We start from the raw sequence: 20418 nt of genomic DNA, 5'->3' as shown, positions 1-20418 counted from the left end.
CCATCTCTCAGGAGGATGGCGCGACCCAAAAGTCCGACGTAAAGTAGCGGCCGCCCAAGATCCGCCAGGCAAGCCCAAGAACGCGTGCAAAACCGATGCCCAGCCCCAGCCTCTTCATCCGCCTGAACCGCGACGACAACGTCGTCCTTGCCCGTGCCGACATCACGCCGGGCACGCCGATCCCGGAGGAGGGGGTGACCACCGCCGGCCACATCCCGGCCGGGCACAAGATGGCGACCCGACCGATCGCGGCGGGCGAGCCGATCCGCCGCTACAACCAGATCATCGGCTTCGCCACCGAGGCCATCGGCACCGGAGAGCACGTCCATGTCCAGAACTGCGCCATGGGCGATTTCGAGCGCGACTACGCCTTCTGCGCCGACGCCAAGCCGACCGACTACCTGCCGGAAGCGGAGCGCGCGACCTTCCAGGGCTTCCGCCGCGCCAACGGCAAGGTCGGCACCCGCAATTACATCGGCATCCTGTCATCGGTGAACTGCTCGGCCACCACCAGCCGGATGATCGCCGCGCATTTCGAGCGCTCCGGCGTGCTGGAGCAGTTCCCGAATGTCGACGGCGTGGTAGCGATCACCCATTCCACCGGCTGCGGCATGGCGGATTCGGGTGAAGGCTACGACAACCTGCAGCGCACCCTGTGGGGCTACGCCCGCAACCCGAACTTCGCCGGGGTGCTGATGATCGGACTGGGCTGCGAGGTCAACCAGATCGATTTCCTGCTCGAGGCCTACCAGATCGAGCGCGGGCCGCTGTTCCAGACCATGAACATCCAGAACCTGGGCGGCACAAGAAAGACGGTCGACCATTGCATCGCCAGGGTGATGGAGATGCTGCCGGAAGCCGACAAGGCGCGGCGCGAGACCGTGCCGGCCAACGAGCTGATGGTGGCGCTGCAATGCGGCGGCTCTGACGGCTATTCCGGCATCTCGGCCAATCCGGCGCTGGGCGCCGCGGTCGACCTCCTGGTCCGCCACGGCGGTAGCGCCGTGCTGTCGGAGACGCCGGAGATCTACGGTGCCGAGCACCTGCTGACCCGGCGCGCGGTCAACCGCCAGGTCGGCGAGAAGCTGATCGCCCGGATCAAGTGGTGGGAGGGCTACACCAGCCGCAACGGTGGCGAGATGAACAACAACCCGTCGCCGGGCAACAAGCGCGGCGGCCTGACCACGATCCTGGAGAAGTCGCTGGGCGCCGCGGCCAAGGGCGGCACCACCAACCTGGTCGAGGTCTACAAATACGCCGAGCAGATGACGGCCAAGGGCTTCGTGTTCATGGACACGCCCGGCTACGACCCGGCCTCGGCCACCGGCCAGGTGGCGGGCGGGGCGCAGATCGTCTGCTTCACCACCGGCCGCGGCTCGGTCTCGGGCTTCAAGCCGGCGCCCTGCATCAAGGTCGCCACCAACTCCACCATGTACCGGCACATGGAGGAGGACATGGACATCAACTGCGGCACCATCATCGACGGCGACGAGTCGATCGAGCAGGCCGGCCGCCGCATCTTCGAGATGTTCCTGGCCGTGGCCTCGGGCGCACAGACCAAGAGCGAGGCCCAGGGCTTCGGCGACAACGAGTTCGTGCCCTGGCAGATCGGCGCGGTGATGTGAGGACGATGGGTCTGGACGCCAGCTCGTCTCTTTTCGCCGTCATTGCCGGCTTGACCCGGCAATCCAGAGGATGTCGACAGTCTCTGGATGCCCGGGTCAAGCCCGGGCATGACAGTTAAAGGATATTCTGTGGTGACCGACCCCAACGGGCGAGTTCAGAAGAGAAGCGGGAAGGGATACCCATGAAGGACTACATCTCCGTCGCGGCCTGCCTGCCGGCGGATGCCGACCGCGCCACGCTGGTCGGCCGGGTCTGGCTGCCGCAGATCGAGGGGCCGGCGGTGGTGGCGCTACGCGGCGGCCAGGTGATCGACATCACCCGGGCCGCGCCGACCGTCGCCGACCTGATCTCCGCCGCCGACCCGGCCGCGCTGGCCAAGGCGGACGGCCCGGTGATCGGCAGTGTCGCCGAGCTGCTGGCCAATGCCGACGAGACCGCGCGCGACACGTCGAAGCCCTGGCCGCTGGCGCCGATCGACCTGCAGGCGGTCAAGGCCGCCGGCGTCACCTTCGTCGCCTCGATGCTGGAGCGGGTGATCGAGGAGCAGGCGCGCGGCGACGCCACCAAGGCCGACGCCATCCGCCAGCGCATCGTCTCGATCATCGGCGGCGACCTCGCCGCGATCCGGCCCGGCTCGGCCGACGCGCAGCGGATCAAGGACGTGCTGCTGTCGCAGAATGCCTGGTCGCAATATCTCGAGGTCGGCATCGGCCCGGATGCCGAGATCTTCACCAAGAGCCAGCCGATGTCGTCGGTCGGCCTCGGCGCCGAGATCGGCATCCTCCCGATCTCGACCTGGAACAACCCCGAGCCCGAGATCGTGCTGGTGGTGGCGCCGAGCGGCAAGGTGGTGGGTGCCACGCTCGGCAACGACGTCAACCTGCGCGACCTCGAGGGCCGCAGCGCCCTCCTGCTCGGCAAGGCCAAGGACAACAACGCCTCCTCCGCGGTCGGCCCCTTCATCCGGCTGTTCGATGGCGGCTTCGGCATCGACGACATCCGCAAGGCGGACCTGGCGATGGCGGTGCACGGGCCCGAGGGCTACACGCTGCAGGGCCACAGCTCGATCTCGAAGATCAGCCGCGACCCGCTCGACCTCGCCAGCCAGTTGCTGGGCCCGAACCACCAGTATCCGGACGGGGCGGTGCTGTTCCTCGGCACCATGTTCGCGCCGACCGACGACCGCGACGCGCCGGGGATGGGCTTCACCCACAAGATCGGCGACATCGTCACCATCTCGACGCCCACGCTCGGCACGCTGGTCAACCGGGTGAACCACACCGACAAGATCGCGCCCTGGACCTTCGGCGCCCGGGCGCTGATGGCCAGCCTGGTGAAGCGCGGGCTGCTGTGAGGCCCACGGCCGGGTTCGCCGCTGGCGGATCCGGCCAGCCCGCTACTCGAACCGGCTGAAATCCGGCTTCCGCTTCTCCATGAAGGCGGTGAAGGCCTCCTTGGCCTCGGCGGATTTGAGCTGTGCGCCGAAGGCCTCGGCCTCCAGGGCCATGGCCTCGCGCACGGCGCTGCGGTGCGGCGCCTTCAGCAGCGCCTTGGTCTGGCGGACAGCCGCCGGGGGCAGGGCGGCGAGGCGCGCGGCCAGGGCGTTGAGGTCGGTGTCGAGCGCGGTCTCAGCGACGGTCTTGGTGATCAGCCCCGCCGCCAATGCGGCCTCGGCGTCGAAGCCGTCGCCGGTCAGCAGCCACCAGGCGGCCTTCAGCCGGCCGACGGCTGCCGGCAGCAGCAGGGTGGAGGCGGCCTCCGGCACCAGGCCAAGCTGGACGAAGGGCAGCTGGAACCGGGCCGAGGGTGTGGCCAGCACCACGTCGCAATGCAGCAGCAGGGTGGTGCCGATGCCGATCGCGGCGCCGCGCACCCCGGCGATCAGCGGCTTGGGAAAGCCGGCCAGGACATCGAAGAAATCCAGCACCGGCTGCATCCCGGCCGGCTTGCCGCTGGCGAGGAAATCCGCGATGTCATTGCCGGCGGAGAAGTCGTCGCCACCCCGGAGTATGACGACGCGGACCGACCGGGCCGTGGCCGCAGCGCGCAGCGCGGCCGTCAGCGCCTCGTACATGGCGCGGTTGATCGCATTCTTCTTCTCCGGCCGGTTGAGCCGGATCGTCACGACCGAGCCCGTGTTGCCGGTCAGAACCGGGTCGGCCATGGCGTTATCCTTCCAGGATGTAAGAGAGGCGCAGGCTAGTCGGTAGTGCCCGGGTGTGTCGATGCGGGACGCGATACCCCGAGCAACCCAGCAGCGGCGGCGACGCCGGTGGCGAAGCAGCCCTGCAGCAGGTAGCCGCCGGTCGGCGCCTCCCAATCCAGCATCTCGCCGCAGGCGAAGATGCCAGGCAGGGCCTTCAGCTCCAGCGCCGGGGTCAGGCCGTCGAGGCGAATGCCGCCGGCGGTGGAGATGGCGCGGGCGAGCGGCCGGAGGCCGGTGACGCGCAGCGGGATCGCCTTGATCGCGGCGGCCATGGCTTCCGGTGTTGCCAGCGCGTCGGCGGCGAAACCCTCGCGCAGCAGGGAATACGCCGGGCCGGTCAGCGACAGGGCGCGGCGCAGCCGGTTCGGGACGCTGTCGCTGCTGCCCGCGTGCGACAGTCGGTCGGCGATCTCCGCCGCATTCATGTCCGGCCGCAGGTCGAGCGTCAGCACCGCGCCGCCATCTCGCGCGATCGCCTCGCGCAGCCCGGGCCCGAGCGCGTAGACGGCACCGCCTTCCAGGCCGGTGACAGCGATCACCGCCTCGCCGCGCACCGTGCGGCCGGCGAAGGTCAGGGCGATGCGCTTCAAGGGCGTGCCGGCCAAGCGGTCGCGCAGATGGGACGACCAGGCGATCTCGACGCCGGCATTGGCCGGTTGCAGCGGCGCGATGCGGACGCCGCGCGTCGCCAGGATCGGGGCCCAGCCGCCATCGCCGCCCAGCCGTGGCCAGCTGGCGCCGCCGAGCGCCAGGATGGTGGCGTCGGCCCCGGCCTCGAACTCCCCTTTCGGCCCGCGCAGCAGCGGCCGGTTGCCGTCTGTGAGGCCGATCCAGTCATGCCGGGGCCGGACCTCGACGCCAAGCTGCGCCAACCGGCCGAGCCAAGCTCGGAGCAGGGGAGAGGCCTTCAGGCTCTCCGGGAACACCCGGCCGCTGGAGCCGACGAAGGTGGGGACGCCGAGATCATGGCTCCAGGCCTGGAGGTCGTCGGGCGTGAAGGCGCGGACCAGCGGCTCGATCCAGCCCTGCGCCGGGCCATAGCGGGTGATGAAGCGGTCGAGCGGCTCGGAATGGGTCAGGTTCAGACCGCCGCGCCCGGCCATCAGGAACTTCCGCCCGACCGTCGGCATGCGGTCGTAGACGGTCACGCGCCGCCCGGCCTCGGCCAGGCGCTGCGCTGCGATCAGCCCCGCGGGGCCGCCGCCGATGATGGTGATGGTGATGGTTTGAGGCAAGGGGTTGCCGATTGCTGTTGCAGGGCCCGTAGGTTGGGTTCGCGGGAGCGAAACCAACACCGCGACGCCTGGGAGGTGTTGGGTTCGTATGCACGAACCCAACCTACCGACACAACACCTACCGGCGGAACCTCAACTGAAGTTCAGCATCACATGGCGGACGACGGTGTAGTCCTCCAGCCCATACATCGACATGTCCTTGCCGTAGCCGGACATCTTCAGCCCGCCATGCGGCATTTCGCTGGTCAGGGTGAAATGCGCGTTCACCCAGACGCAGCCATATTGCAGCCGGGCCGCGGTCTTCAGCGCCGTCTTCACGTTGCTGGTCCAGACCGAGGAGGCGAGGCCGTAGTCGCTGTCATTGGCCCAGGCGATGGCGGCGTCCGGATCGTCGAAGCGGGTGACCGAGACCACCGGCCCGAACACCTCCTTGCGCACGATCTCGTCGCTCTGCAGCGCGCCGGCCACCAGGGTCGGCTTGAAGAAGTAGCCACTGCCCTCGGCCTTGCCGCCGCCGGTGACGATCTCGGTGTGCTTCTGCGCCGCCGCGCGCTCGACGAAGCTGGCCACCCGGTCGCGCTGGCGCTCGCTGATCAGCGGCCCCAGCTCGGTCGCCGCGTCGTCGGGCGAGCCGTATTTCAGGCTGGCGACGGCGCCGGACAGGTCGGCCACCAGCCGGTCATAGATCTTCGGCCCGGCATAGATCCGGCAGGCGGCGGTGCAGTCCTGCCCGGCATTGTAGAATCCGCCGGCACGGACGCCGGCCACCACCGCCTCGAGATCGGCGTCGTCGAACACCAGCACCGGCGCCTTGCCGCCGAGCTCGAGATGGGTGCGCTTCAGGTTCTTCACCGCCGCCTGCAGCACCTTCTGGCCGGTGGCGATGTCGCCGGTCAGCGACACCATCCGCACCTGCGGATGGGCGGTCAGGGCCGAGCCGATGGTCTCGCCGCGGCCGGTGACGATGTTGATCACGCCCTTCGGGAACAGCTCGGCCAGGGTGCGGCCCAGCTTCAGCGCCGTCAGCGGCGTCTGCTCCGACGGCTTCATCACCACCGTGTTGCCGGCGGCCAGGGCCGGGGCGATCTTCCAGGCCAGCATCATCAGCGGATAGTTCCAGGGCGCGATCGACCCGACCACGCCGATCGGATCGCGCCGGATCATGCTGGTGTGGTTGGCGACATATTCGCCCGCGGCCGAGCCGGTCAGGCAGCGCGTGGCGCCGGCGAAGAAGCGGAAGGTGTCGATGATCGCCGGCAGCTCGTCTTCCAGCACCCGGGCGTAGGGCTTGCCGCAGTTCAGCGATTCCAGCCGGGCGAAGGCCTCGGCCTCGCGCTCGATCGCGTCGGCCAGCCGCAGCAGATGGCCGGCGCGCTGGGCCGGCGTGGTCTGCGACCAGCTTTCGAACGCCCGGGCGGCGGCGGCCACGGCGGCGTTGAGCTGGGCCTGGGACGCTTCCGGCACCTCGACGATCAGCGCGGCCGTCGCCGGGTTCAGCACCTTCTCGGCCTGGCCTTCGCCCTTGACCAGGGCGCCGTCGATCAGAAGCTCGATGTCCATGGAATGTCTCCTCACTTCCCGGAGCCGGAAAAATCGTGGGTGTCACGGGTCAGGCAATAGGCGCCGAGGATCGGCAGGAACGTCACGACGATGACGATGATGGCGACGACGTTGGTCACCGGCCGCTGCCGCGGCTTGATCAGCTCGCCCAGCATCCAGATCGGCAGGGTCTGCTGCTGGCCAGCGGTGAAGGTGGTGACGATGACCTCGTCGAAGCTGAGCGCGAAGGCCAGCATGCCGCCGGCCAGCAGCGCGGTGGCGATGTTCGGCAGCACCACGTGGCGGAAGGTCTGGAACGCGTCGGCGCCGAGATCCATCGACGCCTCGATCAGCGAGCCGGAGGTGCGCCGGAACCGGGCCAGCACGTTGTTGTAGACCACGACGATGCAGAAGGTGGCGTGGCCGATGACGATGGTCCAGAAGCTGAACGGGATCTCCAGCAGCGAATAGGCCGAGCGCAGGGCGATGCCGGTGATGATGCCGGGCAGGGCGATCGGCAGGATGATCAGCAGCGACAGCGACTCGCGGCCGAAGAACTTGCTGCGCCAGACCGCGGCGGCGCCGCAGGTGCCCAGCACGATCGCCAGCAGCGTCGCCATCGCCGCCACCTTCACCGACAGCCACAGGGCGGCCCAGATATCCGGCCGGTCCAGCCAGGCGACGGTGAACCAGCGCAGCGTCAGTCCCGGCGGCGGGAACTGGAAGGTCTTCTCGTCGCTGGAAAAGGCGTAGAGCAGGATGAACAGCAGCGGCACATGCAGGAACAGGATGCCGCCGAGCGCCATCAGGCGCAGACCGAGCGGAGCGCTGGTCCCCGCGGAAAGCTTGCCCGCCGTGGCTTTGCCTTCAGAGCGCATCGAAGGCCCCCAGGCGCTTCGCCGCCGTCAGGTACACGGCCATGATCACGATCGGCACCACGGTGAAGGCGGCGGCCAGCGGCACGTTGCCGGCGGTGCCCTGCAGTTGCAGCACCACCTGGCCGATGAAGGGGCGGGAGGAGCCGATGATCCCCGGGATGATGTAGTCGCCCAGGGTCAGCGAGAAGGTGAAGATCGACCCGGCGGCCACCCCGGGAAAGGCCAGCGGCAGGATCACGGTCCAGAAGGTCTGGGATGGCTTGGCGCCGAGATCGGCCGAGGCCTCGGTCAGCGACCGCGGCACCCGCTCCAGCGCCGCCTGCACCGGCAGGATCATGTAGGGCAGCCAGATATAGACGAAGACCGTGGCGGTGCCGAGATAGGCGCTGGACAGCGACGCGCCGCCGACCACCGGCAGAGCCAGGATGCCGTCCAGCAGCCAGGTCAGGTGCAGCTTGGCGGCCAGCCAGGTGACCACGCCCTCGCGCGCCAGGATCAGCTTCCAGGCATAGACCTTGACCAGGTAGCTCGACCACAGCGGCAGCATGATCGCGATGTAGAAGGCGGCCTTGGTCCGGCCGCGGGCATAGCGGGCCGCGTAATAAGCGATCGGGAAGCCGATCAGCGCGCACAGGATCGTCACCGCCGCGGCCATCCCCGCGGTGCGCAGCACCACGTCCATGTTGGCGGCGGTCAGAAGGTCGGCATAGGTCGACAGCGTGAATTCCGGGACGATCATCCCGGTGAAGCCGTCGACCGAATAGAAGCTCTGCAGCAGCAGGGCGAACAGCGAGCCGAGATAGACCACGCCGAGCCACAGCAGCGGTGGCGCCAGCAGCAGGATCAGCAGCAGCCAGCCGTTGCGGTACAGCAGCCGCGCCATGCGCCGGCCGATGCCGTCCGCCGCCGGGGCGGGCAGGGTGGCGGCCATGGTCATGCCGCGACATCCGCGAGCGGATGGGCGTGGTCGCGCCGCCAGGCCAGCCGCACCGCCTGTCCCGGCGTCTTGGGGGCGGTGTCGAGATTGGATTCGACCACGTCGACGGCGCCGCCGGGGGCCAGCGCCACGCGGTAGCGGGTGGTGGCGCCGAGGAAGCTGACGCCGTCGACCGTGCCGGCCACCTCGACCGCATCGGCAGCTGCCGGCTGGCCGTCGCCCAGGATCCGGATACGCTCCGGCCGCAGGGCGAAGGCCCGGGCCTGGCCCATCAGCTTCCCGGCCGTGGCGGCGTCGACCATGTTCGATGCGCCGACGAAGCCGGCGACGAAGGCGGTAGCCGGCCGGTCATAGATCGCGGCGGGCGTGTCGATCTGCTCGACCCGGCCGCGGTTGAACACCGCCACCCGGTCGCTCATCGCCAGGGCCTCGCCCTGGTCGTGGGTGACATAGACGAAGGTGATGCCGACCTGACGCTGCAGCGCCTTCAGCTCCTCCTGCATCGCCTCGCGCAGCTTGAGGTCGAGGGCGCCGAGCGGCTCGTCCAGCAGCAGCACCGAGGGGCGGTTGACCAGAGCGCGAGCCAGRGCGACGCGCTGGCGCTGGCCGCCCGACAGCTGGGCCGGCCTGCGCCCGGCGAGGTCGCCGAGCTTGACCATGGCCAGCATCTCCTCGGCCCGGCGTCGCCGCTCCGGCTTCGGCACGCGCCGGATCATCAGGCCATAGGCCACGTTCTCCCACACGCTCATATGCGGGAACAGGGCGTAGTCCTGGAACACGGTGTTGACGTCGCGGTCATAGGGCGGGGTGGCGGAGACGTCGCCGCCGTGCAGCAGCAGGTGTCCCGCGGTCGGCAGCTCGAATCCCGCAATCAGGCGCAGGCAGGTGGTCTTGCCCGAGCCGGAGGGGCCGAGCATTGAGAAGAACTCGCCGTCGCGGATCTCGAAGCTGACATCGTCCACCGCCCGCACCGACCCGAAATGGCGGCTGACATGGTCGAAGCGGACGGCGATGCTGCGGTCGGTCATGGGGATGGCCCGGAATGGGGAAAGGGCTTCTGCCTAAGCACCACCTGTCATTGCCGGGCTTGACCCGGCAATCCAGAGGCTGTCGACATTCTCTGAATGCCCGGGTCAAGCCCGGGCATGACAGGTGGGTGGTGGGCGGGCCTACCGTCCGCCGAGGACGGCGATGTAATCCGTGGCCCAGCGCAGATAGGGCACGCAGCCTTCCGGATGCGCCTCGCATTGCTGGCGCGGCGTGGTCCAGAAGTGGATCTTCTCGAAATTGTCGAAGCCGTTGGTCTTGCAGCCCTCGGCGCCGAGCAGCTCGTTGCCCTTGCAGGCGTCCGGCACCACCGGCACCGAACCGAACCAGGCGGCCAGGTCGCCCTGCACCTTCGCATTCAGCGAATGCTCGATCCATTTATAGGCGCAGTTCGGGTGCGCCGCATCGGCATGCAGCATGGTGGTGTCGGCCCAGCCGGTCGCCCCTTCCTCGGGGATCACGCTCGCCACCGGCTTGTTCTGCGACTTCAGCAGATTGACCTGGAATGGCCAAGTCGAGGAGGCGACGACGCCCTCATTGATGAAGTCGTCGACCTGGGCTGTCGCATCATGCCAGTAGCGCATCACCAGCTGGCGTTGGCCGCGCAGCACATCGAGCGCCGCCTTGTACTGGTCCTCGTTCAGCTGGTACGGGTCCTTGATGCCGAGCTCGGGCTTCGCCTTCATCAAATACAGCGCCGCATCGGCGATGTAGATCGGCCCGTCATAGGCCTCGATCCGGCCCTTGTTCGGCTTGCCGTCGGGCAGGGTTGTCGGCTCGAACACCACGCTCCAGCTCTTCGGCGGCTCCTTGAACACATCGGTGTTGTAGGCCAGCACGTTCGGGCCCCACTGATAGGGCACGCCATAATGCTTGCCGTCGACGGTGAACCAGGGCGCGTTCTGCAGCCGCTTGTCGATCGTCTTCCAGCCAGGCACCAGCTCGGTGTTGATCTCCTGCACCCGCTTTCCGTAGATCAGGCGCAGGCTGGCGTCGCCGGAGGCGGTGACGAGGTCGAAGCCGCCCTCGTTCATCAGCGCGACCATCTCGTCCGAGGTGCCGGCGGTCTTGACGTTGACCTTGCAGCCGGTCTCCTTCTCGAAGCCGGTGACCCAGTCATAGGCCTTGTCGCTGTCGCCGCGCTCGATATAGCCGGCCCAGGCGACGATATCGACTTGGCCCTCGCCATCTCCGACCTTGGTCAACGGTGCGGCGCCGGCCAGGGTGGTGCTGCCAAACACCAGGGCGCTGCCCAGGGCGAGCATCCGGCGAAGCTGCGATCCCATCTTGATCTCCCCGTTGTTTGTTGAGGAGAATGGTAGGTCCGTTGCCGGATTGCCGAGAAATATGAAATATCCTGATTTGCTATCGGAGAAACCGATGGCTTTGCCTGCTCCTTCGCGTCGGCCCTCTGGTGCTCTCCGATGTCACGCGTTACACTCCGTCACGCGTGACATCAGTGGAGATTGCAGTGACGGCAGCGGAACGTATGAAGGCGATGCGTCAGCGGCAACGGTCGCGCGGGCTCCGCGATGTCCGGTTGAGCGTCCCCGATGCCCGGACGGCCCTCGTCCGGAAGCGCGTCGCTAAGCAGGTCGCAGCTCTCGATCGAGCTGTGGAAGACGACGCACTGGCATGGATCGAAACCGTCTCTGAATTCGACGACGATGCGCCGCGGTGACATCGTGACCGTCGCTGCATCGGGCGACTACGGCAAGCCGCGGCCGGCCGTCATCGTGCAGTCCGACGTGTTCCCGCCCGAGCATGCGTCGGTGATCGTCTGCCAGATGACCTCGGAGATCGCCGACGCCCCTGACTTCCGGATCACGATCGAGCCTGGCCCGGACAATGGCCTTCGGACCCTATCCCAGATCATGGTGGACAAGCCGGTGACCGTGCGGAGTGAGCGCATCGGCCGCAGGATCGGCCAGTTGTCGCCTGCCGACATCGCGCGGCTGAACGTGGCGATCGCCTTCGTGATGGGATTGGCCGACTGAGGCGGAGCTACAGCGACCGCAGGCGCGGCGCCGGATGGGTGCGCGCCACCTGGATGAAGGTCTCGGCCTGGGTCGAGAGGGGAGAGCCGCGGCGCCAGACCACGCCGACATCGAGCGTCGGCAGCGGGTCGGCCAGCGGCCGGGCCTCGATCCGGTCGCCCTCCAGCGACCAGGGGCGATAGGCCATGTCGGGCAGGATGGCGACGCCGGCGCCGGTCGCCACCAGGCTGCGCACGGCCTCGACCGAGGCGGTGCGCAGGACGCGCTTCGGGATCAGCCCGGCGGCGCGCCAGAACAGGTCGCTGGCCTCGACGATCTCGTCCACCGCCAGCGCGATCAGCGGCTCGTCGACGATCTCGGCCAGCGGGATCGCCTCGCGCCCCATGAAGCGGTGGTCCGGCGGCAGCCACAGCCGGCTTTCGGAGCGGACCAGGATCTCGCTCTCCAGCGCGTCGCGGTTGTCCAGGGTCGAGACGATCATCACCGCGACCGCAATCTCGCCGTTGATCATCAGGTGCTCGATATAAGTCCGCTCCTCCTCGATCACCTCGACCGTGACGTTCGGGAACACCCGCCGGAACCGGGCCAGCAGGTCGGCCAGGAAATAGCCGGAGACCATGGTGGTGACGCCGAGCGGCAGCGTGCCCTGCACCGCCTCCGGCAGCGTCTTCAGCGCGTTCTGGGCGTCGGCCACGGCGGCCAGGATGGTGCGGGCGTGGCGCAGGAACTGGTGGCCGGGATAGGTCAGGATGACGCCACGGGCATGGCGCTCGAACAGCCGGGCGCCGGTCTGCTCCTCCAGCGCCTTCAGCGCATCGGTGATCGCCGATTGCGAGATGCCGACCGAAGCGGCGCCGCCGGAGACCGACCCGGCCTCCGCCACCGCGGTGAAGTAGGCGATCTGGCGCAGGGTGACGTTCATGCCTGACGGTCCCGTGATCCAGGACCGACGGCAAGGAGAATCGATCGCAGCCGTTCCCGATCGGCAAAACCGAACGAAATATCCTGACCCGTCATGCAGGGCAGGAATGCAAAGTCCCGACAGGCTTGACTTTTGTGCACTGCGCAACGACATTCCGGTCGCTGCCACAGCAGCCGTCGGCCACCGATCGCGTGAGCGCTCCCTCCGGGATGCGTCCTGTCGGTCCCGATCGAACCCATCCGACTGCCCAGATCGCGCGGGGCGTCATCGTCAACCCCGCGCTTATCGCCACGACCCCGGCACGACCCGGAGTCCAGTGGTTCGGCGTCATTGTTACCGAAAGCATCCCTTGACCAACTTTACCGATCTCGGCCTGAACCCGCTCCTTCTCAAGGCGCTGTCGGCTGAAGGCTACGAGACCCCGACGCCGATCCAGGCGCAATCCATTCCCCACCTGCTGCAGGGCCGCGACCTGCTGGGCGTCGCCCAGACCGGCACCGGCAAGACCGCCGCCTTCGCCCTGCCGATCCTGCACCGGCTGATGGCCGACCGGCGCACCCCGCCGCGTCGCGGCTGCCGCGTGCTGGTGCTGAGCCCGACCCGCGAGCTGGCCAGCCAGATCGCTGAGAGCTTCCGCGTCTACGGCCGGCACCTGCCGTTGACCCGCACCACCGTGTTCGGCGGCGTCGGCATGGGCCCGCAGATCCGCACCATGGCGCAGGGCGTCGACATCCTGGTCGCCACCCCCGGCCGCCTGCTCGACCTGATGTCCCAGAACGCCATCCGGCTCAGCGATCTCGAAGTCTTCGTTCTCGACGAAGCCGACCAGATGCTCGACATGGGCTTCATCCACGCCATCCGGAAGATCGTCGCCACCATCCCGGCGAAGCGGCAGAGCCTGTTTTTCTCCGCCACCATGCCGGCCGACATCTCCGACCTGGCCGGCCGCTTGCTGACCGACCCGGTGCGGGTCGAGGTCGCGCCGGTCGCGACCACGGCCGAGCGCATCGACCAGCGCGTCATGTTCGTCGAGAAGGACGACAAGCGGTCGCTGCTGACCGAGATCCTGCGTGACGACGAGAGCATCCGCCGCGTCYTGGTGTTCACCCGCACCAAGCACGGCGCCGACCGCGTCGCCAAGCAGCTGACCCAGGCCGGCATCAACGCCGACGCAATCCACGGTAACAAGTCGCAGAGCCAGCGCGAGCGGGCCCTGCTCGGCTTCCGCCAAGGCAAGGTCCGGGTGCTGGTCGCCACCGACATCGCTGCCCGCGGCATCGATGTCGACGGCGTCAGCCACGTGATCAACTTCGAGCTGCCGAACGTGCCGGAGAGCTATGTCCACCGCATCGGCCGCACCGCGCGCGCCGGCGCCGACGGCATGGCGATCTCGTTCTGCGACGTCGAGGAGCGGGCGTTCCTGCGCGACATCGAGAAGCTGATCCGCCAGCCGGTGCCGGTGGTGGAGGAGCACGCCTACCGCTCCACCGTCCCGTTCCGCCAGGGCGGCGCCGGCCCGGCTCCGCGCCAGCATCGCGGCCGGCCGCAGGGCCAGGGCCAGCGCCCGCAGGGCCATCAGGGCCAGCGCCCGCACGGCCAGGGGCAGCGGCCCCAGGGCCAGCGTCCGCATGGCCATGGCCATCAGGGTCAGGGCCAGCGCCCGGCGCAGCAGGGCGGCGAGCGCCGTGCTGCGCCGGCCAACGACGCCGGCTCGGCGCCGATGCGCCGCCGGCCGGTCGGTCGGTAACCAAAAGGGTGCGCCGGGGTTTCGGTCCCGGCGTCCTCCCCGCTAGACTGCGGCTATGACCCCGAACGCCGACACGCACCGCTTCTCCGTGGCGCCGATGATGGACTGGACGGACCGGCACTGCCGGTTCTTCCTGCGCCAGGTCTCGCGCCGTGTCCGGCTGTACGCCGAGATGGTGACGACCGGGGCGGTGCTGCATGGGGACCGCGAGCGCATCCTCGGCTTCTCCGAGGCGGAACAGCCGGTGGCGCTGCAGCTCGGCGGCAGCGACCCGGAGGCGATGGCCCGCGCCGCCGCCATCGGTGCCGACTGGGGCTATGCCGAGATCAACATGAATGTCGGCTGCCCCAGCGACCGGGTGCAGTCCGGCCGTTTCGGCGCCTGCCTGATGGCGGAACCTGCGACCGTTGCCGCCTGCGTCGCCGCGATGCGCGCCGCCTGCGACGTGCCGGTCACGGTCAAGTCGCGCATCGGCATCGACGACCGCGACAGCTATGAAGAGCTGGTGGCCTTCATCGGCACGGTCGCCGAGACCGGCTGCGACACCTTCATCGTCCACGCCCGCAAGGCCTGGCTGAGCGGGCTGAGCCCGAAGGAGAACCGCGAGATCCCGCCGCTGCGCTACGACGTGGTGCACCGGCTGAAGCGCGATTTCCCGCATCTCGCCATCGCCATCAACGGCGGCATCACCTCGCTCGACGCCGCCGCGGAGCAGCTCGAGCATGTCGATGGCGTGATGATCGGCCGCGAGGCCTATCAGAACCCCTGGATGCTGGCCGAGGCCGACCGCCGCCTGTTCGGCGAGGACGGTGCCGTCCGCGGCCGCCGCGACGTGGTCGACGATTTCCTGCCTTATGTCGAGGCGATGCGCTCGAAGGGCGTCCCGCTGGGCTCGATGACCCGCCACATCCTCGGCCTGTACCAGGCCGTGCCGGGCGCCCGCGCCTTCCGCCGGCATCTGGCCGAGAACGCGCACCGCCCGGGGGCGGGGCCGGAGGTCCTACGCGCCGCCGTCGACCTGGTCGAGACGGCGATCGAGCAGCGCCGGGCGGCCTGACGAAAACTCTGCTAGGCCGCCGCATTGCGGCCTTGACAGCCGGGATGCCGCCTCGTACTTAAGCGGCCCCGACGATACGGGGGCGCGTAGCTCAGCGGGAGAGCACTCCCTTCACACGGGAGGGGTCACAGGTTCAATCCCTGTCGCGCCCACCACTTCTTCTCAAGCACTCAGCTGCAGTTCGGCACCGCTTCCGGTGCCTCTCCGGACACCGGCACCGATTTGGCCGTGCTCAGCGTGTCTGCGCCGGTTGCGGATGCGGCCCCGACACTTTCCGGGCATTCCCGATCCAGCGCAGCAACGGGCGTTCGATGACGGCATGGAATGCGCATCCAACCGCAACCGCGACGCTGCCGATCAGGAAGAACGACAGCCAGTCCGGCACCGATCGCAGGCCGGCCGCCACCGCAATCTTGGCGAACAGAGACAGCAGCGGAAAATGCGTCAGGTAGATCGAGTAGGACGCCGCACCGAGGTATACCAGGAGTCTCGGAATGCGGATTCGAGCGGTCGCCTCCAGCCGCCCGAGACCGACGATCAGCAGTGCGCTTCCCAGGCCATAGACCAGCGGTCCGGCCTTCGAGCGACCGTAGGCCAGCTCGGCGGCACCGCAAGCCAGGAAAACCAAGGCGCCGACCAAGGCGACGGTTCCGGCAGGCAGCTTGACGTCCGATCTGTAGACGACGGCCGACAGCATGCCCAGCGGGAACAGCAGGTTCATCGGCGAGGCCAGGAAACCAATGAAGGATGGTGCGTCCGGAGAGACGGCATGGAAGACGACGATGCCGACGCCCCAGGCGCCGAAAAGAAGGAAGCCGGCTGTCCGGTTCCAGATCAGCGCAGCAAAGGCCGCGTAGAACAGGATTTCGTGGTAGAGGGTCCAGGCCACCCCGACGACGGTGTTGCCATCCGCATAGACCAGCGTAAAGGACGACAGGATCGTAACAGGGTCGGTTTCGTAGCCCTTGCCGAATGACGGGACCGTAAAATAGATCGAAGCGACCCCGACCAACACGACCCAGTAGATCGGATAGATGCGCTGGAATCGGCGCCACAGATAGCGGGGCAACTGATCGACGCGACCGATGTCGCGCCCGTGAGCGAAGACAATGATAAACCCGCTGAGAACAAAGAAGAACTCAACGCCCGAATGGCCGAAATCAAATACCGACCCGAACGGCCGGCCGGGAAAGTATTTCGGCCTATGGAATATTTCCGTATTCAAATGGTAGAGCACGACCAGCAGCGCGGCAATGCCTCTGCACGCTTGAATTGAAAGCAGCAATCAACTTCCCCCATATCGGAATAGACAGACGGTGATGCATGAGCGACGCGGTGTCAAATGCATCCATGGGATGCCCGCAACGATAGTTGCTACGATACGATTGTGGCCGGGATTGGATCAGATCGGTCCATTCCGGGGAACGCACTGATCGCATGCCCGGTTCATCCCGTCCGTTGCCCGCCGCCGAGGCGACAAGGCCTCGACCCAATCGTGCATCGTTGTCTCCAAATTTCTCGTCGAACCTGCGTCGCCGGGCTTGCCTCGGCGGCCGCCTCAGATAATCTGTCGCCACTAACCGGCCTGCTTTTCCTGTTAGAAGTAAAAGTGCAGACCTTGAAGTAATCAGAGAGCGAGGTGATGGTGAAGAGGGCAGGTGTGAAGACCATGCTGAAGCGGGCCGGGCCTGTGCTCGACCTGCTCGCGTTGCCGGTCGTGGCGCTGACCGCGCCCGTGCTATGGGCCCTGGTCAAAGGCAATCACAGGCTGCCGCGGTCACGCGGGCTCGTGGACCGGATCGGGGTCAGCCTGATTCGCCATCACTACTATTCGCCGTTCGTGACAAAGGCGGATATTACCCGGCCCTTGGAGCAGGAGCGGGTGATCCCGAGCTTAGACTTCAATGATCAGGGCCAGTTCGCGCTGATGGAGAAATTCCACTTCACCGACGAACTGCAATCCATCCCGATGAAGAAGGCGGCGGAAGACGCCTACGGCTACATCAACGACACCTTCGGCCCCGGCGATTCCGAAACGCTCTACAACATGATTCGGCATTTCAAGCCGGCGCGTATCATCGAGATCGGCAGCGGCCAGTCTACGCTGATGGCGCGGCTGGCCATAGAGCGGAATATCCAGGACGACAGCAGCTATCGTTGCCGCCATGTCTGCATCGAGCCGTTTGAGCAGCCCTGGCTGGAGCGGATCGGTGTCGAAGTCCTCCGCGAAAAGGTCGAAGCGATCGATCCGGCCATTTTCAAGGAGCTGGAGCCGAACGACATCCTGTTCATCGACTCGACGCATGTCATTCGGCCGCAGGGCGACGTTTTGTATGAATACCTGTATCTTCTGCAAATCATCCCATCGGGATGCTTTGTTCACATCCACGACATCTTCACGCCGCGCGATTATCGGTCGGATTGGGTCCTGGAGGAACGGCGGCTGTGGAACGAGCAATACCTGCTTGAAGCGTTCCTGAGCTTCAACCGGGAATTCGAGGTGCTGTGCGCGATGAACTGGTTGTGGCATCGGCATCCGGAAAGGCTCAAGCAGGCCTGCCCCGTCCTCTATCATGGCGGCGAACGGGAGCCGGCCTCGTTCTGGATGCGGCGGCTCTAGCGGATCCGGGAGTCGAGGCGTCGAAACACGCCTCGGATTTCCTCGGCTGAGGTCCGGCTCGGCCGAACGGTGAGCCGGCTCTTGGCCGGGACCCCTGGTTATCGCCGCAATCGCGCCCCAGTTTCTTCCCAGTCTGGCGACCCGTCGCCGCTGCGAGGTACAAGACGCGCATGTTCCGTCTCCTCCCCACCGCCATCGCTGCTCTGACCGGCGTCCTGATGGGAGCCGGCCCCGCCGCGGCCGCCGATGCCAATGCCCGCATGACCTATGACGTCTATGTCGGCGGCGTGCGCATGCTGGAGGTGACCTCCGGCGTGTCGTTGGCGAGCGACCGCTACGACGTCGGCCTGTCGGCCCATGTCGTCGGCGTCGCCGCGGCCTTCAGCGACTGGCATTCGAACGTGCAGTCCAGCGGCGCGCTGGACGGCGCCCGAGTGCGCCCGGCCCGCAACGTGGTCGAGCGCATCAACGGCGACGACGCCCGCACCACCACCATCACCTTCCTCGGCGGCGGCCGGATGGATGTCGACATCGTCCCGCGCAAGAAGCCGAAGCGCGAGCAGACCATTCCGCCGGAACAGCTTGTCCATGCCGTGGATCCGCTGAGCGGCGTGGTCTCGATCCTGCAGGCCCTGCGTCTCGGCACCGAGGCCTGCAAGGGCCAGGTGCCGGTGTTCGACGGGCGCCGGCTATACCGCGCCGACCTGGCCGACGGCGGCACGGTGACCCTGCAGAAATCGGATCTGGGGCTGTATGGCGGGTCGGCCCTGCGCTGCACCGCGTCGCTGACCCCCGTGGTCGGCGACTTCAATTTCGGCGACGAGCGACGAAGCCCGAGGCCGACCGAGTATTTCCAGCGCAGCTCGCGGACATCGGAGCAGCGGGTGGTCGACACCTGGCTGGCCTCGCCGGGCGCCGGCCTGCCGGCGGTGCCGGTGCGGATTCAGAGTGACTCTCCCTGGGGCCTTGTGGTGGTGCACCTCCGTGCGGTTGTGGCGGGTGCGTCCTAGGCTCAACCGCGGCGCGTAATTCGCCGAAACAATAATTGAATTTCGCTTTGGCGGCGTTCGTGGCAGACCACGCGGGATATGGTCCGTGATTGTGGAGCCCCCGTGAGCGCTGTCGCCTGCCTCATCCTCGCCGCCGGCAAGGGCACACGGATGAAATCCGACCGTCCCAAGGTGATGCACGAGATCGCCGGCCGGTCGATGCTCGGCCATGTGGTCGCCGCCGCCCAGGCGCTGGTGCCCGAGCGGATCGCCGTGGTGGTCGGGCCGGGGATGGAGGCGGTGGCCAAGAGCGTCCTCCCGGTGCCGACCGTGGTCCAGCCCGAGCAGAAGGGCACCGGCGACGCGGTGCGCGCGGCGCTGCCGGCACTCGAAGGTTTTGACGGCGACGTCATCGTCCTGTTCGGCGACACGCCGCTGCTGACCACGGCGACGCTGGGGCGGCTGGTGGAGGCCCGGCGCGCCGCGGAGGACCCGGCGGTGGTGGTGCTCGGCATGCGCCCGGCCGACCCGCTGCAATATGGCCGGCTGGTGCTGACMGGCGATGGCGGCCTCGACCGCATCGTCGAATTCTCCGAGGCCAGCGATTTCGAGCGTCAGATCGGCTTGTGCAACGCCGGCATCATGACCTTCGACGGCCGCCGCCTGCCGGACCTGATCGCCGCGCTGAAGGCCGAGAACGCCAAGGGCGAGTTCTTCCTGACCGACACGGTCCAGGCGGCGCGGGCCCGCGGCTGGGCCTGCAGCGTGGTCGAAGGCGACCCGGCGGAGGTGCTGGGCATCAACTCCCGGGTCGAACTGGCCGATGCCGAGGCCATACTGCAGGACCGGCTGCGCCGCCAGGCCATGCTCGGCGGCGCGACGCTGGTCGACCCTAAGACCGTCTGGCTCTCGGCCGACACCAGGCTCGGGCGCGACGTGCTGATCGGGCCGTCGACGTTCTTCGGCCCCGGAGTTACCGTCGAGGACGGGGTCGAGATCCTCGGCTTCAGCCATATCGAGGGGGCGACGATCCGCACCGGCGCCCGCATCGGGCCCTTCGCCCGGCTGCGCCCGGTCACGGTGGTGGGCGAGGGGGCGCATATCGGCAATTTCGTCGAGCTGAAGGCGGCCGACCTCGCCGCCGGCGCCAAGGCCAACCACCTGACCTATCTCGGCGACGTCTCGGTCGGCGCGAAGACCAATATCGGCGCCGGCACCATCGTCTCGAACTATGACGGCTACAACAAGTTCCGCACCAGCATCGGCGCCGAGGTCTTCGTCGGCTCCGACACCGTGCTGGTGGCGCCGGTGACGGTCGGCGACCGCTCCAACATCGCCGCCGGCAGCGTCATCACCCGCGACGTCGCCCCGGATGCGCTGGCGATCGGCCGTGCCCGGCAGGAGGACAAGCCCGGCTGGGCGCCCGGCTATCGCGAGAAGAAGAAGGCCGAGAAGGCCAGGCGTGTGCAGGAGAAGAGCTGATGTGCGGCATCGTCGGCATCGTCGGGACCCGGCCGGTCGCGTCCCGCCTGGTCGAGGCGCTGAAACGCCTGGAGTATCGCGGCTATGATTCCGCCGGCATCGCCACCCTGGTGGATGGCCGGATCGAGCGCCGCCG

General features: G+C 68.0%; 18 protein-coding genes and 1 tRNA gene. 10 read left to right on the top strand and 9 right to left on the bottom strand.

Annotated elements, in window-relative coordinates; all coding sequences use genetic code 11:
• Window positions 1-95 precede the first annotated feature (95 nt).
• Both AB4Z01_RS26220 and AB4Z01_RS26215 read left to right on the top strand, forming a co-directional pair.
• Complete coding sequence (locus AB4Z01_RS26220) at window positions 96-1625, top strand: UxaA family hydrolase (protein WP_441698806.1); 1530 nt, start codon at window positions 96-98, stop codon at window positions 1623-1625.
• Window positions 1626-1807: 182 nt separating this feature from the next.
• Window positions 1808-2980, top strand: a complete 1173-nt coding sequence (locus AB4Z01_RS26215) for a fumarylacetoacetate hydrolase family protein (protein ID WP_441698805.1) — start codon at window positions 1808-1810, stop codon at window positions 2978-2980.
• A gap of 42 nt (window positions 2981-3022) precedes the next feature.
• On the opposite strand, the gene AB4Z01_RS26210 is transcribed toward AB4Z01_RS26215, so the two are convergent.
• The 7 genes from AB4Z01_RS26210 to AB4Z01_RS26180 all read right to left on the bottom strand — a co-directional run bounded on the left by AB4Z01_RS26210 (window position 3023) and on the right by AB4Z01_RS26180 (window position 10754).
• Window positions 3023-3790, bottom strand: a complete 768-nt coding sequence (locus AB4Z01_RS26210) for an enoyl-CoA hydratase-related protein (protein WP_441698804.1) — start codon at window positions 3788-3790, stop codon at window positions 3023-3025.
• A 35-nt stretch (window positions 3791-3825) separates the two neighbouring features.
• On the bottom strand, window positions 3826-5067 hold the full coding sequence (locus AB4Z01_RS26205) for a TIGR03862 family flavoprotein (RefSeq protein WP_441698803.1): 1242 nt from the start codon (window positions 5065-5067) through the stop codon (window positions 3826-3828).
• Between the two features lie 132 nt (window positions 5068-5199).
• Entirely contained in the window at window positions 5200-6627 is a 1428-nt protein-coding gene (locus AB4Z01_RS26200) for a gamma-aminobutyraldehyde dehydrogenase (protein ID WP_441698802.1), read from the bottom strand.
• An 11-nt stretch (window positions 6628-6638) separates the two neighbouring features.
• Window positions 6639-7484 carry an ABC transporter permease gene (locus AB4Z01_RS26195; RefSeq protein ID WP_441698801.1) on the bottom strand — a complete coding sequence of 282 codons (846 nt, stop codon included), beginning with the start codon at window positions 7482-7484 and terminating at the stop codon, window positions 6639-6641.
• A complete protein-coding gene (locus AB4Z01_RS26190; protein WP_441698800.1) occupies window positions 7474-8421 on the bottom strand; it encodes an ABC transporter permease in 948 nt (315 codons plus the stop codon). Before AB4Z01_RS26190 ends, AB4Z01_RS26195 begins: the two co-directional genes overlap by 11 nt.
• Window positions 8418-9449 (bottom strand): ABC transporter ATP-binding protein, encoded by a 1032-nt coding sequence (locus AB4Z01_RS26185; RefSeq protein WP_441698799.1) that lies wholly within the window; start codon window positions 9447-9449, stop codon window positions 8418-8420. Before AB4Z01_RS26185 ends, AB4Z01_RS26190 begins: the two co-directional genes overlap by 4 nt.
• A 141-nt stretch (window positions 9450-9590) precedes the next feature.
• Complete coding sequence (locus tag AB4Z01_RS26180) at window positions 9591-10754, bottom strand: ABC transporter substrate-binding protein (RefSeq protein WP_441698798.1); 1164 nt, start codon at window positions 10752-10754, stop codon at window positions 9591-9593.
• Window positions 10755-10957: 203 nt separating this feature from the next.
• On the opposite strand from AB4Z01_RS26180, the gene AB4Z01_RS26175 reads away from it, so the two are divergent.
• The gene (locus AB4Z01_RS26175) at window positions 10958-11149 is read left to right on the top strand and encodes an antitoxin MazE-like protein (RefSeq protein ID WP_441698826.1); all 192 of its coding nucleotides are present in this window, start codon (window positions 10958-10960) and stop codon (window positions 11147-11149) included.
• Complete coding sequence (locus AB4Z01_RS26170) at window positions 11136-11465, top strand: type II toxin-antitoxin system PemK/MazF family toxin (protein ID WP_441698797.1); 330 nt, start codon at window positions 11136-11138, stop codon at window positions 11463-11465. The genes AB4Z01_RS26175 and AB4Z01_RS26170 overlap by 14 nt, the downstream gene beginning before the upstream one ends.
• Window positions 11466-11472: 7 nt before the next feature.
• Here the strand turns inward: AB4Z01_RS26170 and AB4Z01_RS26165 are convergent, their stop codons facing one another.
• A complete protein-coding gene (locus tag AB4Z01_RS26165) occupies window positions 11473-12387 on the bottom strand; it encodes a LysR family transcriptional regulator (RefSeq protein ID WP_441698796.1) in 915 nt (304 codons plus the stop codon).
• Window positions 12388-12736: 349 nt separating this feature from the next.
• Between AB4Z01_RS26165 and AB4Z01_RS26160 the strand changes: the two genes are divergently transcribed.
• The 3 genes from AB4Z01_RS26160 (at window position 12737) to AB4Z01_RS26150 (ending at window position 15346) form a co-directional block, all read left to right on the top strand.
• Window positions 12737-14134, top strand: a complete 1398-nt coding sequence (locus tag AB4Z01_RS26160) for a DEAD/DEAH box helicase (protein ID WP_441698795.1) — start codon at window positions 12737-12739, stop codon at window positions 14132-14134.
• Between the two features lie 55 nt (window positions 14135-14189).
• Complete coding sequence (dusA, locus tag AB4Z01_RS26155) at window positions 14190-15191, top strand: tRNA dihydrouridine(20/20a) synthase DusA (RefSeq protein WP_441698794.1); 1002 nt, start codon at window positions 14190-14192, stop codon at window positions 15189-15191.
• A gap of 80 nt (window positions 15192-15271) precedes the next feature.
• A tRNA-Val gene (locus tag AB4Z01_RS26150) sits at window positions 15272-15346 on the top strand.
• A gap of 77 nt (window positions 15347-15423) precedes the next feature.
• Here the strand turns inward: AB4Z01_RS26150 and AB4Z01_RS26145 are convergent.
• On the bottom strand, window positions 15424-16476 hold the full coding sequence (locus AB4Z01_RS26145) for an acyltransferase family protein (RefSeq protein ID WP_441698793.1): 1053 nt from the start codon (window positions 16474-16476) through the stop codon (window positions 15424-15426).
• Window positions 16477-16860: 384 nt separating this feature from the next.
• On the opposite strand from AB4Z01_RS26145, the gene AB4Z01_RS26140 reads away from it, so the two are divergent.
• From AB4Z01_RS26140 to glmU, 3 genes are all read left to right on the top strand, one after another.
• Window positions 16861-17811, top strand: coding sequence for a class I SAM-dependent methyltransferase (locus AB4Z01_RS26140; RefSeq protein ID WP_441698825.1), 951 nt, complete (start codon window positions 16861-16863; stop codon window positions 17809-17811).
• Between the two features lie 170 nt (window positions 17812-17981).
• Window positions 17982-18821, top strand: coding sequence for a DUF3108 domain-containing protein (locus AB4Z01_RS26135; protein WP_441698792.1), 840 nt, complete (start codon window positions 17982-17984; stop codon window positions 18819-18821).
• Window positions 18822-18923: 102 nt separating this feature from the next.
• A complete protein-coding gene (gene glmU, locus AB4Z01_RS26130; RefSeq protein ID WP_441698791.1) occupies window positions 18924-20282 on the top strand; it encodes a bifunctional UDP-N-acetylglucosamine diphosphorylase/glucosamine-1-phosphate N-acetyltransferase GlmU in 1359 nt (452 codons plus the stop codon).
• Window positions 20283-20418: the final 136 nt, after the last annotated feature.

Source organism: Inquilinus sp. YAF38 (assembly GCF_052113205.1).
GTDB lineage: Bacteria > Pseudomonadota > Alphaproteobacteria > DSM-16000 > Inquilinaceae > Inquilinus.
The sequence above is the reverse complement of the archived record's forward strand: the minus strand, read 5'-3'. Positions and strand labels throughout refer to the sequence as shown.